General features: G+C 28.7%; 23 protein-coding genes. 8 read left to right on the top strand and 15 right to left on the bottom strand.

Annotated elements, in window-relative coordinates:
* Positions 1-64: 64 nt before the first annotated feature.
* The 12 genes from KGF42_RS11535 to KGF42_RS11480 form a co-directional block, all read right to left on the bottom strand.
* Positions 65-1468 (bottom strand): cell wall-binding protein Cwp9, encoded by a 1404-nt coding sequence (locus KGF42_RS11535; RefSeq protein WP_227826352.1) that lies wholly within the window; start codon positions 1466-1468, stop codon positions 65-67.
* A gap of 463 nt (positions 1469-1931) precedes the next feature.
* A complete protein-coding gene (locus KGF42_RS11530) occupies positions 1932-3827 on the bottom strand; it encodes a cell wall-binding protein Cwp8 (RefSeq protein WP_227826351.1) in 1896 nt (631 codons plus the stop codon).
* Between the two features lie 299 nt (positions 3828-4126).
* Positions 4127-4270, bottom strand: coding sequence for a six-cysteine ranthipeptide SCIFF (scfA, locus tag KGF42_RS11525; protein WP_009891067.1), 144 nt, complete (start codon positions 4268-4270; stop codon positions 4127-4129).
* 65 nt (positions 4271-4335) lie between these two features.
* Positions 4336-4698 (bottom strand): TIGR04086 family membrane protein, encoded by a 363-nt coding sequence (locus KGF42_RS11520; protein ID WP_003422821.1) that lies wholly within the window; start codon positions 4696-4698, stop codon positions 4336-4338.
* Positions 4699-4755: 57 nt separating this feature from the next.
* Positions 4756-5049 (bottom strand): preprotein translocase subunit YajC, encoded by a 294-nt coding sequence (gene yajC / locus KGF42_RS11515; protein ID WP_054274774.1) that lies wholly within the window; start codon positions 5047-5049, stop codon positions 4756-4758.
* Positions 5050-5182: 133 nt separating this feature from the next.
* Entirely contained in the window at positions 5183-6304 is a 1122-nt protein-coding gene (gene tgt / locus KGF42_RS11510; protein WP_054274775.1) for a tRNA guanosine(34) transglycosylase Tgt, read from the bottom strand.
* 74 nt (positions 6305-6378) lie between these two features.
* Positions 6379-6864: a phosphate-starvation-inducible PsiE family protein gene (locus KGF42_RS11505; protein ID WP_054274776.1), complete on the bottom strand. Its 486-nt coding sequence runs from the start codon at positions 6862-6864 to the stop codon at positions 6379-6381.
* Between the two features lie 11 nt (positions 6865-6875).
* Positions 6876-7901 carry a tRNA preQ1(34) S-adenosylmethionine ribosyltransferase-isomerase QueA gene (queA, locus tag KGF42_RS11500; RefSeq protein ID WP_054274777.1) on the bottom strand — a complete coding sequence of 342 codons (1026 nt, stop codon included), beginning with the start codon at positions 7899-7901 and terminating at the stop codon, positions 6876-6878.
* A gap of 308 nt (positions 7902-8209) precedes the next feature.
* Positions 8210-9229, bottom strand: coding sequence for a Holliday junction branch migration DNA helicase RuvB (ruvB, locus tag KGF42_RS11495; protein WP_054274778.1), 1020 nt, complete (start codon positions 9227-9229; stop codon positions 8210-8212).
* Between the two features lie 91 nt (positions 9230-9320).
* Positions 9321-9923 carry a Holliday junction branch migration protein RuvA gene (gene ruvA / locus KGF42_RS11490; protein ID WP_227826350.1) on the bottom strand — a complete coding sequence of 201 codons (603 nt, stop codon included), beginning with the start codon at positions 9921-9923 and terminating at the stop codon, positions 9321-9323.
* Complete coding sequence (gene ruvC / locus KGF42_RS11485; RefSeq protein ID WP_107594742.1) at positions 9916-10425, bottom strand: crossover junction endodeoxyribonuclease RuvC; 510 nt, start codon at positions 10423-10425, stop codon at positions 9916-9918. Before ruvC ends, ruvA begins: the two co-directional genes overlap by 8 nt.
* 315 nt (positions 10426-10740) lie before the next feature.
* The gene (locus KGF42_RS11480; protein ID WP_227826349.1) at positions 10741-11370 is read right to left on the bottom strand and encodes a hypothetical protein; all 630 of its coding nucleotides are present in this window, start codon (positions 11368-11370) and stop codon (positions 10741-10743) included.
* Positions 11371-11572: 202 nt separating this feature from the next.
* On the opposite strand from KGF42_RS11480, the gene KGF42_RS11475 reads away from it, so the two are divergent.
* The 5 genes from KGF42_RS11475 (at position 11573) to KGF42_RS11455 (ending at position 14745) form a co-directional block, all read left to right on the top strand.
* The gene (locus KGF42_RS11475) at positions 11573-11896 is read left to right on the top strand and encodes a DUF1540 domain-containing protein (RefSeq protein ID WP_054274781.1); all 324 of its coding nucleotides are present in this window, start codon (positions 11573-11575) and stop codon (positions 11894-11896) included.
* A gap of 267 nt (positions 11897-12163) precedes the next feature.
* Positions 12164-13018, top strand: a complete 855-nt coding sequence (locus tag KGF42_RS11470) for a putative ABC transporter permease (protein ID WP_227826348.1) — start codon at positions 12164-12166, stop codon at positions 13016-13018.
* 72 nt (positions 13019-13090) lie between these two features.
* Positions 13091-13372, top strand: a complete 282-nt coding sequence (locus KGF42_RS11465; RefSeq protein ID WP_227826364.1) for an FCD domain-containing protein — start codon at positions 13091-13093, stop codon at positions 13370-13372.
* Positions 13373-13626: 254 nt separating this feature from the next.
* Positions 13627-14175 (top strand): hypothetical protein, encoded by a 549-nt coding sequence (locus KGF42_RS11460; RefSeq protein ID WP_227821998.1) that lies wholly within the window; start codon positions 13627-13629, stop codon positions 14173-14175.
* Between the two features lie 261 nt (positions 14176-14436).
* The gene (locus KGF42_RS11455) at positions 14437-14745 is read left to right on the top strand and encodes a hypothetical protein (protein ID WP_054274787.1); all 309 of its coding nucleotides are present in this window, start codon (positions 14437-14439) and stop codon (positions 14743-14745) included.
* Positions 14746-14910: 165 nt separating this feature from the next.
* Here the strand turns inward: KGF42_RS11455 and KGF42_RS11450 are convergent, their stop codons facing one another.
* From KGF42_RS11450 to KGF42_RS11440, 3 genes are all read right to left on the bottom strand, one after another.
* Positions 14911-16701 (bottom strand): ABC transporter ATP-binding protein, encoded by a 1791-nt coding sequence (locus KGF42_RS11450; RefSeq protein WP_227821997.1) that lies wholly within the window; start codon positions 16699-16701, stop codon positions 14911-14913.
* Positions 16701-18428: an ABC transporter ATP-binding protein gene (locus KGF42_RS11445; protein ID WP_227821996.1), complete on the bottom strand. Its 1728-nt coding sequence runs from the start codon at positions 18426-18428 to the stop codon at positions 16701-16703. Before KGF42_RS11445 ends, KGF42_RS11450 begins: the two co-directional genes overlap by 1 nt.
* A gap of 250 nt (positions 18429-18678) precedes the next feature.
* Positions 18679-19218 (bottom strand): dihydrofolate reductase family protein, encoded by a 540-nt coding sequence (locus tag KGF42_RS11440; protein ID WP_227821995.1) that lies wholly within the window; start codon positions 19216-19218, stop codon positions 18679-18681.
* 316 nt (positions 19219-19534) lie between these two features.
* On the opposite strand from KGF42_RS11440, the gene KGF42_RS11435 reads away from it, so the two are divergent.
* The 3 genes from KGF42_RS11435 to KGF42_RS20480 all read left to right on the top strand — a co-directional run.
* Complete coding sequence (locus KGF42_RS11435; RefSeq protein WP_227821994.1) at positions 19535-20647, top strand: alanine racemase; 1113 nt, start codon at positions 19535-19537, stop codon at positions 20645-20647.
* A gap of 180 nt (positions 20648-20827) precedes the next feature.
* On the top strand, positions 20828-21352 hold the full coding sequence (locus tag KGF42_RS11430) for a helix-turn-helix domain-containing protein (RefSeq protein ID WP_227826347.1): 525 nt from the start codon (positions 20828-20830) through the stop codon (positions 21350-21352).
* A gap of 116 nt (positions 21353-21468) precedes the next feature.
* The coding region (locus KGF42_RS20480) for an IS3 family transposase (protein WP_227826363.1) at positions 21469-21562 on the top strand (94 nt) is incomplete at its 3' end.

The raw sequence follows: 21562 nt of genomic DNA, 5'->3' as shown, positions 1-21562 counted from the left end.
TTTTTCATTATAATTTAATTATTTATATAATTTTCTCACAAGCATAACTTTTTGTATATTTTCCTTATTCTTTATATCTTCCATAAAACTCATGTGTCGCATATAGATTCTTATCCCCTGTTATAGCTATACCAAATCCCATTATTTCATACCCTTTATGTAACATATTAGTACCTTCTTCTGGATTTGTCTTCCACTCATTAAAAATAAAGTTTCCTATATCATCTGCATCTCTATTTGTATACACAGGTTTATCTGGAATTTTATATTTAATTATATTTTCACCTTGAACTGCAATATATCCAGGCTTAATCTCACTCCAATCCAAGTACTTCAAAAAAGTAGAATATGAATTTTTCCCATTTATTGTATGAGATAAAGTCTTCTTATTTGCCATCAAATTAGACCAGTCATTCGCTAGCCCTTCTAATCTACTTGCTACAGATAAAGCTCTCACTCCATTTTCTTTTCTATATTGCTTTGTAAGAGCATATACTTTACCCTTTATTCTCTCTTTAAATTCTCTATCATTTGGATTGTAATATAACCCTTGTTGATTTGGTGAAGCTTGATTTATACATTGTTTGATAACATTCTGATTTATGCCTCCTAGTACAGTCAATTTGTCTGCACCACTTAAAATGCTCTTATTACTACCCTTTTCAACTAAGACTAAAGGAGCATTTTTTGCTATTGTAGAGGCTGCCAATGCGTCTGTTAATTGCAATCCTTTACTTAGATAAAATTCTTTACTATTTTTATAAAATTCTTGTATAACCCTCTTATTGGTATCAAATCTATCTGTTCCACCCAATCTAATAGAGTTTGTGCTCTTAACTAATTCGTCACTGATTATTTCACTAGAACCAAGTGCATAACTCTTTAATCCTGTTATGTCAAATCCTACACTATTTCCATCTGTAAGTATTATAGGCACTCCATCTCTAGCAGCTACTGGTGATGCACTTATAGCATCTGCTTCTCCTGTAAATCCATTGGCTATAATTACTTTATCTATTGGCTTAATTTCTTTGATTTTTTCAGCTATTTTTATGCTTGTATCAAATCTATTTTCACCAAATATTCTTTGTACAACCTTCTTTTTGGATAGTAACTGATTCTCAACATTTTTACTTATTGTTGATTCTGAACCTATTATATATACAGTATTTGCTTTATTTAATCTTTCCATAGTTGTATTTGGAATCTGATTTTGTTTTGTCATTAAAATAGGTGCATTTAAAGCTCCAGCTAAACCACTTGCACTTAAGCCATCTGCTAAGCTATTATCTGAATTTATTAGTATTGCTGTATTATAGTTTTGCTTGTCTGCTATTTTTGCTGCTGTTTCATACCTGTCATTACCTTTTATTTGGTCAACTGATGTCAACGCATTTACTATAGGAGTATTTAGCATTACTAAAGATAGTGTAAGTCCTATAGCTAATATCTTTTTACTATTCTTCATATTATTCTCTACCCCCAATATATTTTTCACATTTTTTATTAGTATTTTTGTTCGTTTTGAATCAAAAGTTACAGTTTTGTTACCATATTTTATATATGATACCATAGTTATCCATACAACTCAAACAATATACTTAAAGTTTTTATTCTCCATAAATTCAAAACATTATAACTTATTTATTTAATTAAGCAATAAATTCAAAATAATATATGTTAATAAGGTATTTAATCATTATAAGCAGTATCATTTATAATAATTTTTTTATAATATGAATTCCATAATATTATAATCAAAAAATAAAATAAGATATCTCAATCTAATTCTAAATGAGATACCTTATCCTTATTATTTTTATTTCATTATTTGTATATATTTTCTAATATATACACTATGTCTTACATATTGACAGATTGTATAACTATATATTATCTAAATAAACTTTAATATTAATTCCTATACCTTATTAGTTCTTAGTAAATAAGTTTATTTTTTCTGCTATTTTTTCAATAGCATTTTTAGCTATTCCTTCACCTATTTGTACTAACTTAGTAACATTCTTAAGTCTTAACTCAACTACTTCTTCTTGTGATTTAGAAAGTTCTTCTGTAGTTAACACTATTGGAGCTTTTGAACTAGCTGCAAGTGGTGCTGCTGTAAGTGCATCAACTAATTGTCCATTTCCACCTACATAACCATCTTTTGCAACATATGCTTTAGTTGCACCTGCGTAGTACTTATTGATTACTTTAGCATTAGTATCTTTTCTATTTTCTCCAGCCAATCTTTCAACTTTATTATTTAAATCTATATCAACTAATTTGTCTTCAACTTCTTTTGATACAGAATTTTCTCCACCTACTATTTCTAATTCTTTTCCTTTTAATAGTTTTTCAGCATTTGCATCTAATTCGTTGCCTGTAACTATTATTGGAGCACCAAATTGAGCAGCTCTAGCTGATATACTCATAGCATCTGCTTCTCCATTTCCACCTACTACAAAAGCAGTCTTAAATGTATCTTTTAATTGTTTTGCTATTTCTAAAGAAGTTTCAAATCTATCTTCTCCAGAAACTCTCTCAACTTTGCTTACACCTAATTTAGAAAGTTTTTCTTCAGTTTCTTTTGATATTTTAGATTCTCCACCTACTATATATATTTTCTTAGAAGATAGATTACTTCCAAGTACTCTTAATATTTCAGTTTCTATTTCTGATGGTAATGAATCTTTTTTAGATAATAATATTGGTGCATTTTTTTGAGATGCAAGCGGTGCTGATGCTAAGCCATCAACTATAGCATCTTCTCCAACTAAAATTATAGCTTCTGCTTCTCCATCTTTGAATCTCTCTTTACTAACTTCTACTGCTGTCGTAAATCTTGAATCACCAGATAAAACTTCTACTTTTAATTCTTTTCCGTCTTTTACATCAGTTAATACTTTATGTAAATCTCTAGCTAACTTATGGTTTTTACTTGAAACGCTTATTGTTTCTGGCTTTTCATTTGCCTTACTTAAAACTATATCAAAGCTTGATTTTTCTGGCTTATCTTTATCATCACTATCTTCTTGTTCTTGAGTAAGGATTGCTTCATTTTCAAATGTTAAAGCATATCCATTTTCAACTTTATTAACTAGTTCCCTTCCTAATGTAGTTAATCTAATTCCGTCAAATAATTCTTCTGCTGTTATGTCTTGTAAATCTGCATTTTTAACTGTTATTGTATGTAATTCTTTTGACTCTATGTCACTATAACTCTTTTCATAACCTTCAAAAGTACCATCTTCTGATGTTATTACTTTTGAGAAATCTAAATGTTGGTCTCCTACATTTAATGTAATAACATTTGTTGAGTCTTTTGCTCTTTTGACTTCAACTGTACTTGTAGATTTTATAGTTGCTGTCAACTTGCTATCAGAATCTTGTGCTAAAGTTGCATTGTAAGCATTAACTGCATCTACTATTTCTTGAGCTGTTTTGTAGTTTTCAACTTTATAGTCAACTACTTTTCCACCTAAAACTTGATGCCCTTTATCTTGAATAGTAACTTTTAAACTTTGTCCTTCTGTTAATGAGTTTATTTTATTTTGTAATTGAGTTGCATTAGTTAAGTTTACATTGTCTACTTTTATATCATAAACTCTATCATTTACATTTGCTCCTGCTTTTGTATCTTCAAACTTAACTTCTAATGCTTTTCTAACCTCTTCGATTAATTTAGTGGAATCTTTCGCACTTACTGTGTAATTTTTATCAACATTTTCTGATACAGTATTATCTGCGAATATTGGTGCTGCTGCACTCATAACTGTAGCTCCTGCCATTACTATTGCCATACTTCTCTTTTTGTTGCTCAACATATTTATGTCCTCCGAATATTGTTTTTGATTTTTTATATTCGTATTTCCCACATATAAATAATATTATATATAATATTATTTTTCAATATATTTTATGTGTTTACATAATTTGCTAACACAAACACTACTAATATCTTCCTGAACCACTTATCTATCTATGATTATGTTCAAAGATAGAAATCCCTATTTTATAGTAATTTTCTACTAGACAATCATACAAAAAATAAAAGAGGATACCTCATAATGATAAAAGAATCACTTTGAGATACCCTCTTACAAACAACTAAATCAATAATTTTCTATCTTTCACACTCTTGATTTGCAACTGTACAAGAAGTTTTACAAGCTGATTGACAAGAAGTTTGACACTCTCCACATCCACCTTTTGCAGCACTTTGCTTTAAAGTAGCTTGAGATAAAGTTTTTACATGTTTATTTTCCATTTTCAACGCCTCCATTTCTAATTGTTTCCTATTGATTATATCATAAAACTACCTTAATATAAACTCTATTTAAAGTTGACACCCAATACGCCTCCAATACCTCCTGCTGCTGATATTAGCAATAACTTATAAATCATTCCTACTTCAAATACAAACTTTTCTTGTGCTAAAAACACAGTCAAAAAAATACATACTATGTACAAAAGTCCTACTAAAAGCCCATACATAAGTCCTTTTTCTTTCATGTGTTTTGAAGTATAAAAACCTCCTATAGCTGCAGAAATAGTAGTTATAAATGATGAAACCATAGTTATATTATCCCCACCAATATCTGTAAATGTCAAAAATAAGTTATACACTAATAAAACAGCCAAAGTTATTATATATGCATATCCAAGACCTTTAAAAATATAATTAGATTTTCCCATAAAAAAACCTCCTCTCAAATTAATATATATTCGAGAAAAGGCTTTTAAATTACTAATTTACTCTACTTCTATTTCTTCTTTTTTAGATTTAACTGTTCCTATAGCCCATTTTTCAAATGGAACTTTAGTTCTATTTGGTCCTAATTCTAATATTACAACATCATCTTCAACTTTAGCTACATTAGCTACTATTCCACCTATTGTAATGACCTTATCTCCTACACCTAGGCTACTTCTCATTTCTTTTAATTGTTTGTCTTTTTTCTTTTGAGGTCTAATCATTAGGAAATAAAAGATTGCTATTACTACTATCCATAGACCTACACTCATCATTATTTGTTGCTGTGGCATTAAATTTTCACTCCTTTGTAAATTATACTCTTTTGTAAATCATAATAAATATTTGTATAATAATTTACTTTCTCTATCTTTGAGTACTATTGAATATTATATATTAAAATGATTATAATTAATAGTGCAAAACCTATATTTCATATCCATATTTTGCAAAAAATTCATTTCTAAAATCAAGTAATCTATCTTCCATTATCGCTTGTCTTATTTGCTTCATTAAATTTAATAAAAAGTGAAGATTGTGAGTAGTTATCAATCTTGCACCCAATATTTCATTTGCTTTTATAAGATGTCTTATATAAGCTCTTGAATAGTTTTTACAAGCATAACAATCACACTCAGGGTCAAGTGGAGTAAAGTCTTCAGCGTAAGTTGCATTTCTAACTACTACTTTACCTTGACTAGTCATTGCAGTCCCATTTCTAGCTATACGAGTAGGTAAGACACAATCAAACATATCTACTCCTCTTATAACACCTTCCACTAAATCATCTGGGCTACCAACTCCCATTAGGTATCTCGGTTTATCTTTTGGCATAAGTGGAGTTGTATGTTCTAGCACGTCATACATAAGTGGTTTTGGTTCTCCAACACTAAGCCCACCAATAGCATATCCTGGTAAATCAATACTTGTTATTTCTTTTGCTGATTGCTCTCTTAAGTCTTTATACATCCCACCTTGTATTATACCAAATAAAGCTTGCTTGTCTGTATTATTATGGGCATCTTTACATCTTTTTAACCATCTTGTTGTTCTTTCTAAAGAATTCTTTACATATTCTCTATCTGCTGGATATGGTGCACACTCATCAAATGCCATCATTATGTCTGAACCCAACGCATTTTGTATTTCCATAGCTTTTTCTGGAGTTAGAAAATGTTTTGAACCATCTAAGTGTGACCTAAATTCTACACCTTCTTCTTTTATCTTTCTTAAAGGTCCTAAGCTAAATACTTGGAATCCTCCACTATCTGTAAGTATTGGTTTATCCCAATTCATAAACTTATGAAGACCACCAGCTCTTTTTATAAGTTCATGACCTGGTCTCATATATAAATGGTATGTGTTACTAAGTATTATTTGTGAACCAATCTCTTTTAATTCTTCTGGTGTCATAGATTTTACAGTTGCTTGAGTTCCAACTGGCATAAATATTGGTGTTTCAATAATTCCATGTGGAGTGTGTAATCTTCCTAACCTTGCACCACTCTGCTTGCAAGTTTTTATCAATTCGTATCTTACTGCGTACATAAAGTTCTCCTTAATAATATTTATTTCTCATTATTTCTTAAGATATATTTATAATGGTCTATCCAATATATTGTTTAAACAGATTTATCTTCATCTTCTTTATTCTGCTGTTCTTTAATTGCATCTTCATCATGAATACTCGTTATATTAAGAGCACTCTTGTCTTTTGTTACCAAAAACTTTTTTATAGCAAACAGTCCTGCAATAGCTATAACTCCTATTAAAACATCTATCATACCTTCATTTTTAGGAAGCAACAACATTTTTCTAGCTATAGCATAAAGTAATGCCTCAATAAATGCTCCTGGTATATGAAGTGATAGCATTACTACAAGTTCAACACCTATAACTAAAAGTAATATTTGTGCTAAAAAATCATTAAGCTGACTGTACTGTACAGGATTTTGAAAATCAACAATATATGCTCCCCACATAAGTCTTAACACATCTATAGTTCCTAGAAATACAGCTATTAGAACTACTACTGCTAAAACACGTTCAAATATAAAAGCAATCTTTAATATAGGGTTATTCTTTTTTTGTTTTTGTAAACTATGCATCAATTACCTCCCTACTTTATAATCATAGCATCTCCAAAACTGAAGAATCTATATCTCTCTTTTACTGCCTCATTATATGCATTTAAAACATTATCCTTTCCACAAATAGCACTTACTAGCATTATTAGTGTAGATTCTGGTAAATGAAAATTAGTAATAAGCTTATCTAAAACTTTAAATTTATAACCTGGATATATAAATATCTCCGTCCATCCACTAGTTTCTTTCATCTTTCCATCTTCATTACAAGCTGATTCTATAGTTCTACAACTAGTAGTTCCAACACATATTACATTATTTCCATTCTCTTTTGCTCTATTTATTTTGTCAGCTGCTTCTTGGCTTACCATATAATATTCTGAATGCATCTTATGATTTAAAACATCATCTACTTTTACTGGTCTAAAAGTTCCTAAACCAACATGTAAAGTTATAAAGGCTATATCTACACCTTTTTCCTTTATTTTACTTAACAGCTCTTCTGTAAAATGTAACCCTGCTGTAGGTGCTGCTGCTGAACCGTTATGCTTTGAGTAAACAGTCTGGTATCTTTCTTTTTCATCTAATCTAGCAGTGATATATGGAGGTAGTGGCATATTCCCAAGTTCATCCAAGATTTCTTCAAAAATTCCATCATAATGGAATTTTATAATTCTTGAACCTTCGTCTGATAAAGCTACAACTTCTCCAATCAGCTTTCCATTTCCAAAAGAAAATTTAGTACCTACTTTTGCTCTTTTTCCCGGTTTTACTAGAGCTTGCCAAGTATCTTCCTCTGTTCTTTTTAATAATAAAAATTCAATTTTACCTCCAGTTTCAAGCTTTTCTCCTATTAGTCTAGCTGGTATAACTCTAGTATTATTTAAGACTAAACAATCCCCTGGATTTAAATATTCTATTATATCTCTAAATACTTTATGCTCAATCTCTCCTGTTTCTTTATCTAATACCATCAGTCTTGAGCTAGCTCTATCTTCTATAGGAACTTGAGCTATAAGTTCCTGTGGTAAATCAAATTTAAAATCACTTGTTTTCAATGTTAAACTTCCTCTCTTAAAATTTCTCCAGCTACAATAATATCAAAAAAACAACTTATTTTCCACAATATTACCATAATCTATCAAGAAATCGCTATTTTTAACATACACAATATATAGATATTTTTCCACGATATACACGTCTTATCCACAATATATAGATGCAGTACACACAATTTTAAGTGTATTTATCCACAGTATCTACAGATATAATTACCATTTTGTGGATATATTTGAATTTTTAGCCATTTCAGAAATATTTTAATTTAATGACTATTTTATTTTATAAATACTTATATAATCTATTTTTATTTTTCATTAGTATATGGAATTTTTAAGTGTTCATATGCTAATGGCATGGCTACTCTTCCTCTAGGTCCTCTATTTATAAATCCTAATTGAAGCAGATATGGCTCATATACATCTTCTATTGTATTTCTATCTTCTCCAATAGAAGCTGCTAATGTATCTAGACCCACTGGTCCTCCTCTAAATTTTTCTATTATAGTCATGAGAAGCTTCTCATCTACAAAATCTAGCCCCAAACTATCAACTCCTAAGAGTTCTAGAGCATCTTTTGCTACCTCATCAGTTATTTTTCCATCAGCTCTTACTTGTGCAAAATCTCTAACTCTTTTTAGTAATCTATTTGCTATCCTTGGAGTTCCCCTTGAACGTTTTGCAAGTTCTAATGCACCACTAGACTGTATTTCTGCATCTAAAATATTTGATGACCTAAGTACTATTTTTGAAAGCTCATCAACTGTATAATAATCCAATTTACAAATAACACCAAATCTATCTCTAAGTGGATTTGTAAGCATACCAGCTCTTGTAGTAGCTCCTATAAGTGTAAATTTAGGAAGGTCAAGTCTTATGCTTCTTGCAGATGGTCCTTTTCCTATTATTATATCTAGACAAAAATCTTCCATTGCTGGATACAAAACTTCTTCAACACTCCTGTTAATTCTGTGTATCTCGTCTATAAATAAAACATCATTTTCATTTAAATTCGTAAGTATGGCTGCCAAATCTCCAGCTCTTTCTATTGCAGGGCCTGATGTAATTCTTAAATTTACACCCATCTCATTGGCTATTATACTGGCTAATGTAGTTTTTCCAAGACCTGGTGGTCCATATAAAAGCACATGGTCTAACTGCTCATTTCTCGATTTAGCTGCCTCTATAAATACACTAAGTTGCTCTTTGGATTTTTCTTGACCTAAATAATCTTCTAAAGTTTTTGGTCTTAGACTGTTTTCTATATCTATATCTTCCACTTTCATTGTAGAAGTTATTATCCTATTTTCATCTTCAAAACCTTGCATTTATACCCCTCCTCTCGTACTTTTGAAAATCTACTTTATATATTTTCAAATTTACATAAAATCCTTAAAATATTGTTTTAAAATCCAGATATTATTTCAAGGATTTACTCATTATATATGTAAGTGCTTTCTTTATAATAGCTTCTGTATTCATACCATCTTTTTTACATTTTTGAACTGCCTCTTTTGATTCTGCTAAAGTATAGCCTAAAGCTACAAGTGCATCTACAGACTCATTTTGAGATATCAAGGTAGGTTTTTGTGACAATAATGTTGGTTCAAACTCTATGTTATTTTTGTCTACCTTATCCTTAAGTTCTAAGACAATTCTTTCTGCTGTCTTTTTACCAACACCAGGAGCTTTGGATAATTTTCCAATGTCTTCACTTAAAATATATGCCCCTAACTGTGCTGGTGATGCAAATGATAGTATTGAAAGCGCCACCTTAGGTCCTATTTTAGATACGGATGTTAGTAGTTCAAACATCTTAAGTTCTTCTCTACTTACAAAACCACAAAGACTCATATCATCTTCTCTTACAATTAATTTAGTATATATTTTTGTGGCTTCTCCCACTTGTAAATTCATTATTGTATTGGATGATACATTTATTTTATATCCTACCCCATTATTTTCTACAACTATACTGTCTATATAAATCTCTTCTACTGTACCTTTTATATAACTATACATACTTACCACCTATATTCTTTAGAGTTTTTTCAAGTTTGTTTGAATGAGCATGGCAAATAGCCACAGCTAGAGCATCTGCAACATCATCTGGCTTTGGAACTTTTTTTAAACTTAAAAATGAAGTTACCATCTGCTGAACTTGTGCCTTATCTGCTCTTCCATATCCAACTACACCTTGTTTTACTTGAAGTGGAGTGTATTCATATACAGGCTTACCATTATGGGCACACGCAAGCATAGTAACACCTCTAGCTTGTGCTACTGTTATAGCTGTTTTTACATTCTTATTAAAGAATAATTCTTCCATTCCAACTTCATCTATATTGTAGTTCTTTACTATTGTATCAATTCCTTTATATACAAGTTCTAATCTCTTGGATATATTCATATGTGCAGGTGTTGTCACTGCTCCATAATCTATTGCTTTAAATTTACTATTTTTATATTCAATTATACCATATCCAACTATAGCTATACCTGGGTCAATCCCCAATATTATCATTTTTTAAAATTCCCCCTAAAAATAAAAGAAATACCAAAATGTATTTCTCATAAAAACTTATGTTCTAAATTATTATATCATAAATAATATTAACAAATCATAAAATGGTGTATGTAAAATATAAAATCAAATAAAAAAGTTATATTAAAGCAAGCTTTTTACTTCAATATAACTTTTATATTTCTTACAAATAAATTATTGTATTTTTATAGGAATTAAATGTGACTACAATCTTGATACTAATTTATTAATATTAAATTATTTAACATTAACTTACTTAGTATTTAACTTGAACTAGTATTAATTTACTTAATATTAACTTGCAAAATCTTCTAATCTTGAATATGCTTCTTCTTCAGTATCCATAACTACACCTTTTTTGATTTCATCTTGAACTGTTTTAGGAAGTGAATCTACTCTTATTTTTGTTTTTTCTACTAGTGTTTTACTTCCACTATTATCATATTTATATAATGCTATGTTTCCATTATCATTTTCAATAGTATACTTACCTTTTATAGTAGCATTCATTGCCTGTACATCTTTATTATCATTATATTTAGATTCTACAAGTATGATTTCATTTTTATCCATGATTTTTATTTCTTTAGTTGGATACTCTTTTTTAAAATATGATACTATTTCTGATTTTGTCTTATCTAATAATGACTCTGGAACTATCCCAGCCATTGTAAGTGTTCTCTTATAGTTAGTTTCATTTTCGCCTTCACTTTGAAGCCAAACTTCACAATTTTTATTTAATCCAAAAGCTTCTTTTGATTTTTCATTCATATTCGCACTAGTGCTTACAACTTCACCAGTTTGAACTCCATTGTTTTTTAATCTTGTCCCTATATAAACTCCACTACTTAATACAAATACTCCAACTAGTATTAAGGCAGATATTTTCCAAGGAAATAATTCTTTTTTCTTCTTTTCAAACATTGATTACGCCTCCTTTTTCTATTATTTTCTCCAAGCTGTAAGTTTTTATACAATTTAGGTAAATTTTAGAAGAAAATATATTTATATTTCAAATTGCTCTAAGAATAGATATTTTCTAAAAGTTAGTTTTCTCTTAAAAGTTATATTCTTGTAACTATATGGACATAATTTATAATAAATAATCGTTTAGGAGGTAATAACTTTGGAAAGAATAAACTGTAATGTAATTAACTGTTCACATAACAACAGCCATATATGTTATGCAGATAAAATTTTTATAAATGGTGAAAAAGCTCATAATGACAGACATACTTGTTGTAGTTCATTTTTAGATGAATCTATTTATAGCAATCTATCTAGTAATGTTAATCATAGAAATTGTGAAGAATTAGTTTGTACTGTAAAAAATTGTAAATACAATAAAGATGGTAGCTTATGTACACTTGATAATATATTGGTTGCTCCTGAAACTGATAGAGTAAATCTTTACATTGAAACATGTTGTTCTAGCTTCGAATGTAAATAGTCATAACGTAAATATAAGGGTGTCAAATATAATTAAACTAACATAGTGTAGAGTATCTACAACTATTAGTTTGGTTATACTTGGCACCCTTATTTATTTTAAATAAAACTTCATTATTGTAATCATATATAATATTATAACTGTAATTGAATTTGATAAATTTCTATAAATTGGTATAATCAATATGTAAATTGAATTTTAAGTAAATTAATCATAAAAATAAAATATCGAGTATATAGTATTATATTAACTAGAAATGAGGTGCTTATGAGTACATTTTATATTCAATTTCTTTATTTTGTAATTTATAGTTTTATAGGATGGTGTTGTGAAACTACATATTGTTCAGTTTTACAAAAACAATTTGTAAATAGAGGTTTTTTAAATGGTCCATTTTGTCCTATATATGGATTTGGAGCATTAGCAATAGTTGCTACCTTGACTCCTTTTGTACACAATATTCCATTACTATTTTTGTTTAGTATAATTATAACTAGTATAATGGAGTATTTTACGAGCTTTATTTTAGAAAAAATATTTAATATGACTTGGTGGGATTATTCTAAGCATAGATTTAATATTCATGGAAGAGTTTGTCTAGAAAACTCACTTATGTTTGGTGTATTATCATTAATTGTAATGCTTATAGTACATCCTATTGTAGTTGATTTTATAAACTCTATACCTAAAAATGTACTATTTATACTTGCTATATCTATAGAAGTTTATTTTGTTTTAGATTTAGTGGTTACAGTACATACAATTTTACAATTGAATGGTAAGTTAAAACAAATCAATCTTATAATTAAGGAATTAAAAGATAAGAAAGAGTACTACAAGCTTATTACACAAGAAACTATCGAAAACAAAATTGAATCTTTAGTTGAAAATAGACTTGAGACTTTAGAAGATAGGTTTGAAATACTTAAGGAAAAAGAAAACTATCGCTATGCTAAAAATCGTATTGACGAGCTTAAAAATAAACTTAATACTTTATTGTCTAATCACAAATTACTTCATAGACGTATAATCAAAGCATTCCCCAATATAAGCTCTAATAAGCATACAGATATTTTAAATAAAATCAAAGAAAATATTAAATCAATAAAAAAAGATAAATAGCCCAATAATCACATAAATTCAATAATAAAAACACTAATATATAAGATTAAGGTTTAGAATATTTTTTAAAAGATATTCCAAATACGCTCCGCAATAGAAGAGTTTTGCACTTTTTTAATTACAAGTCAATACAAAGAAACTAGAGCAGTTGAAACTATAAGTAAACTAAAATATCTTTTAGATAAACAAAAATACATTTTACTAGGTGACAAAAATTTAAACTCATTTGCAGAATACGATACATTATTTCACACAACAATAGTTTCATATGCTCAAAATACTGAATTTGACAAGATGTTTAACAATTATATGTACAGAATAAAAAAAATTAGCTCTCGATTCCTTGTCACATGAGGGAAGGCTTGAAATAACATTAAAAGGACATACAGATATTTTAATAACATTGCAAATGGGTGTGTTGAAGACATTTACAGAACTACTCTAATTCATATGGAAACTCCTAAATACATTAATTTAGAAGATTTTTGTAACAATAAAATATTTTAGTATTATACTTTCATTTATTAAAAATATATCTATCTCAAATTAATTTCCTAATTTATAAAAAATATTCTATAATTATATTGTAACTAATACTATTCTAAGGAGTGATTTTTTTGAACAAAGATGTTGTAACTAATGAAACTGTCGACAAAGATTATGCTATTGAAGAAGTTCGTATGGCATGCAAGCATTTTGGTGACTTATATTTTTATTTTTCTAAAGTGTTATTTGAGGAGTTTGGTGAAGATAAAACTATCGAAATATTAAAGAAAGTTTTATTTGAAAGGTCTGAAGAAAAAGCTATTGCTATGAGAGAAAGGGCTCATGAAAATGGAGATGAATTAATTGCAGACAATATTATTAGCACAACTGATGTCCCATTCTTAGGCTGGGTTCCTGAATTTGAAGAGTTACATTGTCCTTATGGAGCTTCTTGGCTTTTAAGATTTGAGGAAAATCCTTGGTTTAAAAAATTAGCTTCTCTTTATTGTGATGTTACAGATACTACTGTGGCTGAAGTATTTACAGGAGACACATCTCATAAAATAACAAAAAACATTCTATGGGGAGATAAAAGCTGTGAAAGAATATACTTTCATGATGACAAGGTATCTGAAGGTAAATACACTTATGGAAATAAAAACTGTAAATAAATAATTTAAATTTTCTATATTCTTATACTATATTTTGTACTTTTTCATATAAATATTATAACTAGTCTTTTATTTTACTTTTGTTTAACCTAAAGATAATTTACTTTTAATCTATATGAATTATTATGTAAGTAATCAGAAGGTTATCTTTATGAATTATAGTTTTAGATTTATAATTTATAAAATATTTATGTTCTTTGTAAAATTTTTTAGAAGCTTCTAATGTTATGCTATAAAACTATCTTGAGAAGGGCTGATTGAATGTTTAATAAAATATATGAAAAGAAAGAATTTATAGTTTTTCAAGTTAAAAAAGGTTATGTAGTTTATAATACTAGAAAGAGTTTTGAAGAAGGTCATACACATTTAAAGCATTTTGAAGCAGCAAAGACAGCTATTGATTTAGCAATAAATAAAAAAATTCCTAGAAGCAAAGATGGATATTATCTGACTAGTTTAATTCGCATAAGCGATGATTGTTATTACATTGATAAGTTAAGCGAATTGTTATATGTTAGAGAACAAAAAGGTAAAAAAGAAAAGTACTGTAATTCTGGTTATCAGATATAGTAAGACTAGTTGCGAATTATAAGTACCAATTATAAATAAGTACCTTTGGTCTTAAAATCAAAGAGTATCAGTAAATATATAAAAAAACAACTTACTGATACTCTTTTTAATTATATGATTAATATTTGAATTTGCTACAAAATTTTATACAAAAGTTTATGTTATCTATTCAGATTCGGTATCTGCAAATTGACTGTTATAAAGCTTCTCATAAAATCCACCTTTTTCCATCAGTTCATCATGATTTCCTTGCTCTATAATACTTCCATTATTCATAACTAAAATTAAGTCAGCATTACGAATTGTAGAAAGTCTATGTGCTATAACAAAGCTAGTTCTACCATTCATAAGATTTCTCATTGCTTTTTGAAGCATAAGCTCTAGTCTAGTATCAACAGAACTAGTAGCTTCATCAAGTATCAATATTGAAGGGTCTGATATAAAAGCTCTAGCTATAGTTAAAAGCTGTTTTTCCCCTAAAGATATATTAGATGCTTCTTCATTTAAGAACATATTGTATCCATCAGGAAGAGTAGTTATAAAGTGATGAACATTTGCTACTTTCGCTGCTTGTACAATTTCTTCCTTAGTAGCTCCAAATCTGCCATATTCTATATTATCAAAAATAGTACCATTAAATAGCCATGTATCTTGAAGTACCATACCAAACATTGAACGCAAATCTTTACGTTTCATATCCCTTATGTCTACTCCATCAATTTTAATAGCACCTTTCTTTACATCATAAAACCTCATCAATAAGTTTATTAAAGTTGTTTTACCTGCTCCAGTAGGTCCAACAATAGCTACCATCTGACCACTTTTTATTTCTGCATTTAAATCTTCTATTAAAGTTGAATTTTCTCCATATCCAAAATTAACATGCTCAAATGTAACATTACCTTTTACATTTTCTATCTTAACTGGATTTTCAACATCAGGTATTTCCTCTTCTTCATCTAAAATTTCAAATACACGTTCTATTGCTGCAAAAGAAGATTGTATTACAGTAGATAACTGAGTCATTTGTGAAAGAGGCTGATTTATTTGCCATATGTAACGTACAAAGGCTTGTAAATTTCCAACTGTTATCCCTCCACTTACTGCATATATAGAACCGACAACTGCTACTGCTGCAATTCCAAAATAAGTTACTAATGAAACCATAGGATTCATCATACTTGATATAAATTGTGCTTTAAATCCATTTTCACAAAGTTCTTGATTTACCTTTTTAAACTCTTTTATAGAATCTTCTTCTTTTCCATATAATTTTATCTCATTAAATCCAGTATACATCTCTTGTACTTTTCCATTCAGTTTTCCAAGAGCATTTTGTTGTAATGAAAATCTGTTTTGAGATTTTTTAACTATAAACTTAGATACAAAATAACTAATCGGAATTATAAAAAGAGCTATAATAGCCATATATGTGTTAATTGTAAACATCATTGAAAGTGCCAAAATTATGACTAAAATTGAATTTACAATTTGCATAAAACTCTGTTGCATAGCATTTGATATTGTATCTACATCATTTGATATACGACTTAATACATCTCCAAAACTATTGCTATCAAAATAACTAATTGGCAGTTTTCTTATTTTATTTTCTACTTCATTTCTCAAATCTCTCATTGTATTTTGTATAGCATTTGTAAGTAGAAAACTTGAAGTATACGTAAAAATTGCATTGGCAACATATATCCCTGCTAAAATCATCAATATTTTTATTACATAATTAAAATTTACAGATGCTCCTGGTACTCCTTTTGCTATACGAATTACGTCTTTAGTCAACTGTGTTATTATTAATCCCTCTGTCTTAGGAGCAATTGCATTCATAGTAGCTGCTGAAATTATACATATAATAGCTATAATAAAGGAAAATTTATATTTCTTTACAAATGGAAGAAGTCTACCAATTGTTCTCTTAAAACCTTTAGACTTTTTCATTATTCCAACTCCTCCTTTTTCAACTGAGATGTTGCAATTTCATAGTATATTTCACAATTTTTCAATAATTCTTTATGAGTTCCCATCCCAACAACTTGTCCTTCATTGAGTACTATAATCTTATCAGCATCAATAATTGAACTTATTCTCTGTGCAACAATCAATACAATTGCATCTTTTGTTTCTTTTTTCAATTTAGCACGAAGTATTGCATCAGTTTTAAAGTCAAGTGCAGAAAAACTATCATCAAAAATATATATTTCAGGTCTTCTTATAATAGCCCTTGCAATAGAAAGTCTTTGTTTTTGACCTCCGGACACATTTGCTCCACCTTCACTAATTAGCTCATCAAACTTTCTAGGTTTTTTTGATATAAACTCATATGCTTGTGCAACTTTTGCGGAATATTCTAATTCTGATTCTCCTGCCTTATGTTTACCAAATCTAATATTATTTGCTATGCTACCAGTAAAAAGCAGTGATTTTTGAGGTATGAATCCTATCTTTTTTCTTAAAGATTTCAAATCATAGTCTCTTATATCTACTCCATTTATCCTAATACTACCTTCTGTTACATCATAAAATCTAGGTATTAAGTTAATCAGAGTACTTTTTCCACTACCAGTACTTCCTATAAAGGCAACTGTTTCACCTGTCTTTGCAGTAAATGAAATATCCTTAAGTACAGAAGCTTCTCCATCTGGATAAGTAAAAGTTACATCATCAAATTCTATGATACCCTTATTTTCAGTCTCTTTAATTCCATTTTCAGGATTTTTTATCAATGGTTCTTCATTTAAAAGCTCCTTTATTCTATTTGCAGATACCTCTGCTCTAGGATACATAATAAACACCATTGAAAAAAGCATAATCGAAAACATAGCATGGAAAAGATATTCCAAAAATGCAACCAACTGTCCAACTTGAAGTTCTCCAATATTTATCTTCTCACTTGAAATCCAAAATACAGCCAAAACAGCTATATTCAATAGTAAAAAGAACGCTGGTTGAGTAATTGACATAAGCTTAAATAATTTCTTAGAAACATTAGCATAATATATATTTGTTTTTTCAAATCTTTCAGTTTCATAATCATCATTTCCAAAAGCTCTAATTACTCTTATTCCAGTTAAATTTTCTCTTGATATAAGGTTTAATTTATCTAGTCCTTTTTGTTGTTTTGAAGATATTGCCTGAGAAACTTTCGCTATTATTGCTACTCCAACAATTATAAAAGGTACTGATATAGCCAATACTACAGAAAGTTCCACACTTGTTCTAATTGTCATTATTATACTTACGATAAACATAACTGGAGTTAATAAAGCAGTCCTTAGTAGTATATTCACGAATTGCTGAATTTGAAATGCATCATTTGTCGTTCTTGTAATCATTGAAGAAATTCCAAACTTATTATATTCAGTATGTGAAAATTCTTGAGATTTTTCAAATATATCATTTCTTATATCCCTAGTTACACTTGTTGACACCTTTGCAGAGCAATAACCCAACAATATACTACCTACAACCCCTATAATAGAAATAATAACAATCACTATTCCCATTTGTTTTATGTAAGCTATATTTTGATTTGCAATACCATTATCAATTATTTTAGCTATTATGGTTGGAATACCCAACTCAACTAATGCAAAACTAAATATAGCCAGTATATTTAATACTATTAATAACTTGTAATTCTTTAAATAACTTAAAATTAATTTCATATTTTTCTCCTTTCTTAATTTTTTAGATAGTGTAATTATATAATAATACCAAATTTATAAATACTTGATTTTATAAAAAAAGGAGAAAAGAGTTAACGCACTCTCTTCTCCAGCATATTCTTTTTAATACACCCTCCGATAAGTCGTTTATATGTTAACATATTTGACAAGTAATGTCAATTCATATATCCAAAAGCCTTTTAAATGATTTATTTCATAACGTTGCAACAAATTGTCATATACTCTCTCTTTATTTTTTACTGTATTCCAATTTTACAAGTTCTCCAATATTACTAGTTTTCTTAAAATTCAAATTAGTCTTGTCTATACTAGACTTAAATAGTGGAATTCCTCTCCCCAATATTATTGGCAATATATATATATAATAATCATCAATTAGGTTCTCTTTCATAAATAATTTTACTATATCACCTCCCCCAACTATCCAAATATCTTTTTTATCCTTCTCTTTTCCAATTTGTTCAATTAATTTTTTAGGTTCTAAATTCGTATACTTTACATTTTCAGTTATCCCGCTAACTGTATTTGAGTATACATAACACTCCTTACCTTTGTAGTACCATTCATTTGGGCTTAATTCATTTACAACCTGTGTATATGTAGAGTTTCCCATAATAATAGTATCAACTGTATCATAAAAAGTATTATAATCTTCTTCCTGTTCATTTTTAAAATCTGAAGATATTTCATCTAAAAAACTTACACTACCATTTTCCTCGGCTATATAACCATCTAAACTCATTGAAATGTAAAGTACTACTTTTCTCATGTTTACTATCTCCAATATTTATAGTCTGATTATTCTATTTAAACATCACTTTTTTACTCATTCAATGATACCCTATTAATACATCCTTAAACTAATTAAAATAAAATTCGTATGAAATTAAAAATATATTGTAGAAATAATTTAAAATCACAGTAATTTATTGAAAATTCTAATTAATCTAAATAAACATTGCTCTCAATCCACACTGGTTTTATAATATAATTATAAGCTATTAATATTATAGAGTTGATATTATTAATATAATAACTTTAATACTTATAACTAATTTTACTTTTGTTGAAAGGTGGTAAATGACATGAAAATTTCAGAAATTGCTACTCCAAGTTTTTTGTTAGATTTAGACCAGTTAGAAAAGAATATCGATACAGTTCAACAAATTTGTACAAAGAATAATAAACAACTTTGGCCTATGCTCAAGACACATAAGAGTACATATATCGCAAGACTTCAAAAAAATGCAGGTGCTGACGGATTTCTAGTTGGAACACTTGATGAAGCTGAATCTTTGATAAAAGCAGGCTTTGAAGATATTATGTTGGCTTATCCTTACATGGGAGAGGTAAACATAAATAGAATTGTGGTTATGGCATCAAAAATAAATTTAATCTGTGCTACAGACAATATAGAATGTGCAAAAGCTTACAGTGAAGCTTTTGCTAAAGCTAAAATTGAATGTAAATTGCTTATTATTGTTGATTGTGGCTTACATCGTTTTGGAGTTGAGCCAGAAAAAGTAGTTGAACTTGCTACTGAAATTTCAAAACTGGAAAATATCAAAATTGTTGGTATAAGTTCACATCCAGGTCAAGTGTATGGTTGTAGTTCCCATGAAGGAGTTCCAGATGTTTGTATTCAAGAAGATTCTTCTATGGAAAAAGCATACAAAGTTCTAACTGATAATGGATTCAATATAGAAATAGTAGCTTCTGGTAGTACTCCAACAGTTGAGGCTGAAGCTGCTTCTAAAACAATAACTGCTGTAAGACCTGGAAACTATGTATACTATGATGCTATACAGATAGGTCTAGGTTGTGCTACTGAAGATATGTGTGCTCTTACAGTTGTGTGCACTGTAATCTCAAAAAATAGCAGTGGATACTATTTAATTGATTGTGGAAGTAAATGCCTTGGACTTGATAAAGGTGCACATGGAAATAGTAGTATTATTGGCTATGGTAGAGTTTGTGGACATCCAGAACTTACTATTGATTCACTTTCAGAAGAAGTTGGAAAAATTAAAGTAAATGATGAAACTGATATAAAAATTGGTGATAGAATAAGAATTATACCTAATCATTCTTGTTCCACTGCAAACTTGACGAGTAATTTATTAGGTTTTAGAGGCGATACAATAGAAAAAGTCATAGAAGTAGATATACGTGAAAATTCAAAACAAATCGTGCTTTAGAAACACATTTATTTTGATGTTGGCAGAAAGTATATTTTTCCCAAAATTAATGTTAATGTTGTATAAATAAAAAACATAAATTCTAGAAATATAAATTTAACAGAAGGGGCTGTCTCAAAATAGATAATGTACTGCACCCCAATTGTTGGACCAAAACTCTAATGATTGGGGTGTTTTTATATGGCTAAATACGATTTTAATTTCAAATTAAAAGTAGTTAAATCCTATTTAAATAGAGAAGGAGAATATGTTTCAATCGCAAAACAATATGAAATTGCTAACCATTCTCAGGTTGAAAGATGGGTTAATGCATATAATACATTAGGAGAGGATGGTCTAAAAATAAAAAATAAAAATACTTTATATACTATACAGTTCAAGCTAGATGTTATAAACTATATGATAACAACTAAATCTAGTGCACAAGAAGTCGCTAACCATTTTGGAATGAACAATAGTACACTTATAGCAACATGGAAACAAAAACTTTTGTATGGTGGTGTCGATGCCTTGTCTAAAACGAAAGGAAGACTATCAATGAATAAAAGCAAAAAAACTAAAGAAGAAAAAAATAAATTAACAAGAGAACAAGAATTAGAATATGAAAATCAACTTTTAAAAGCGGAGCTTGCATTTCTAAAAAAGCTGCGTGCTTCAGGGATGAATGTTCCCGAAAGGTTAAAAATCAATACGAAGCAAAAGTAATTTATGATCTTCGTAAGGAATTTAAACTATCTATTCTTCTTGAAGCTACTAAATTTCCTAAATCAACATATATGTATTGGTAGAAGAGATTTCATAGTGAAAATCCAGATAAAGATATCGAAGAAAAAATCATGTCTATTTTTCAAGATCATAATGGTAGATATGGCTATCGCCGAATTACAGCTACATTAAAAAATAGTGGTATCGTTA

Source organism: Clostridioides sp. ZZV15-6383, from assembly GCF_020657735.1.
GTDB lineage: Bacteria > Bacillota > Clostridia > Peptostreptococcales > Peptostreptococcaceae > Clostridioides > Clostridioides difficile_D.
This window is presented reverse-complemented; position numbering and strand designations above follow the sequence as displayed.

What these genes read in the sequence shown, in the direction of transcription:
- KGF42_RS11535 (WP_227826352.1), bottom strand. Translation starts at nt 1,468, where the DNA reads ATGAAGAATAGTAAAAAGATATTAGCTATAGGACTTACACTATCTTTA.
- KGF42_RS11530 (WP_227826351.1), bottom strand. Translation starts at nt 3,827, where the DNA reads ATGTTGAGCAACAAAAAGAGAAGTATGGCAATAGTAATGGCAGGAGCT.
- scfA (WP_009891067.1), bottom strand. Translation starts at nt 4,270, where the DNA reads ATGGAAAATAAACATGTAAAAACTTTATCTCAAGCTACTTTAAAGCAA.
- KGF42_RS11520 (WP_003422821.1), bottom strand. Translation starts at nt 4,698, where the DNA reads ATGGGAAAATCTAATTATATTTTTAAAGGTCTTGGATATGCATATATA.
- yajC (WP_054274774.1), bottom strand. Translation starts at nt 5,049, where the DNA reads ATGCCACAGCAACAAATAATGATGAGTGTAGGTCTATGGATAGTAGTA.
- tgt (WP_054274775.1), bottom strand. Translation starts at nt 6,304, where the DNA reads ATGTACGCAGTAAGATACGAATTGATAAAAACTTGCAAGCAGAGTGGT.
- KGF42_RS11505 (WP_054274776.1), bottom strand. Translation starts at nt 6,864, where the DNA reads ATGCATAGTTTACAAAAACAAAAAAAGAATAACCCTATATTAAAGATT.
- ruvB (WP_054274778.1), bottom strand. Translation starts at nt 9,229, where the DNA reads ATGCAAGGTTTTGAAGATGAAAATAGGATAATAACTTCTACAATGAAA.
- ruvA (WP_227826350.1), bottom strand. Translation starts at nt 9,923, where the DNA reads ATGTATAGTTATATAAAAGGTACAGTAGAAGAGATTTATATAGACAGT.
- ruvC (WP_107594742.1), bottom strand. Translation starts at nt 10,425, where the DNA reads ATGATAATATTGGGGATTGACCCAGGTATAGCTATAGTTGGATATGGT.
- KGF42_RS11480 (WP_227826349.1), bottom strand. Translation starts at nt 11,370, where the DNA reads ATGTTTGAAAAGAAGAAAAAAGAATTATTTCCTTGGAAAATATCTGCC.
- KGF42_RS11470 (WP_227826348.1), top strand. Translation starts at nt 12,164, where the DNA reads ATGAGTACATTTTATATTCAATTTCTTTATTTTGTAATTTATAGTTTT.
- KGF42_RS11455 (WP_054274787.1), top strand. Translation starts at nt 14,437, where the DNA reads ATGTTTAATAAAATATATGAAAAGAAAGAATTTATAGTTTTTCAAGTT.
- KGF42_RS11450 (WP_227821997.1), bottom strand. Translation starts at nt 16,701, where the DNA reads ATGAAAAAGTCTAAAGGTTTTAAGAGAACAATTGGTAGACTTCTTCCA.
- KGF42_RS11445 (WP_227821996.1), bottom strand. Translation starts at nt 18,428, where the DNA reads ATGAAATTAATTTTAAGTTATTTAAAGAATTACAAGTTATTAATAGTA.
- KGF42_RS11440 (WP_227821995.1), bottom strand. Translation starts at nt 19,218, where the DNA reads ATGAGAAAAGTAGTACTTTACATTTCAATGAGTTTAGATGGTTATATA.
- KGF42_RS11435 (WP_227821994.1), top strand. Translation starts at nt 19,535, where the DNA reads ATGAAAATTTCAGAAATTGCTACTCCAAGTTTTTTGTTAGATTTAGAC.
- KGF42_RS11430 (WP_227826347.1), top strand. Translation starts at nt 20,828, where the DNA reads ATGGCTAAATACGATTTTAATTTCAAATTAAAAGTAGTTAAATCCTAT.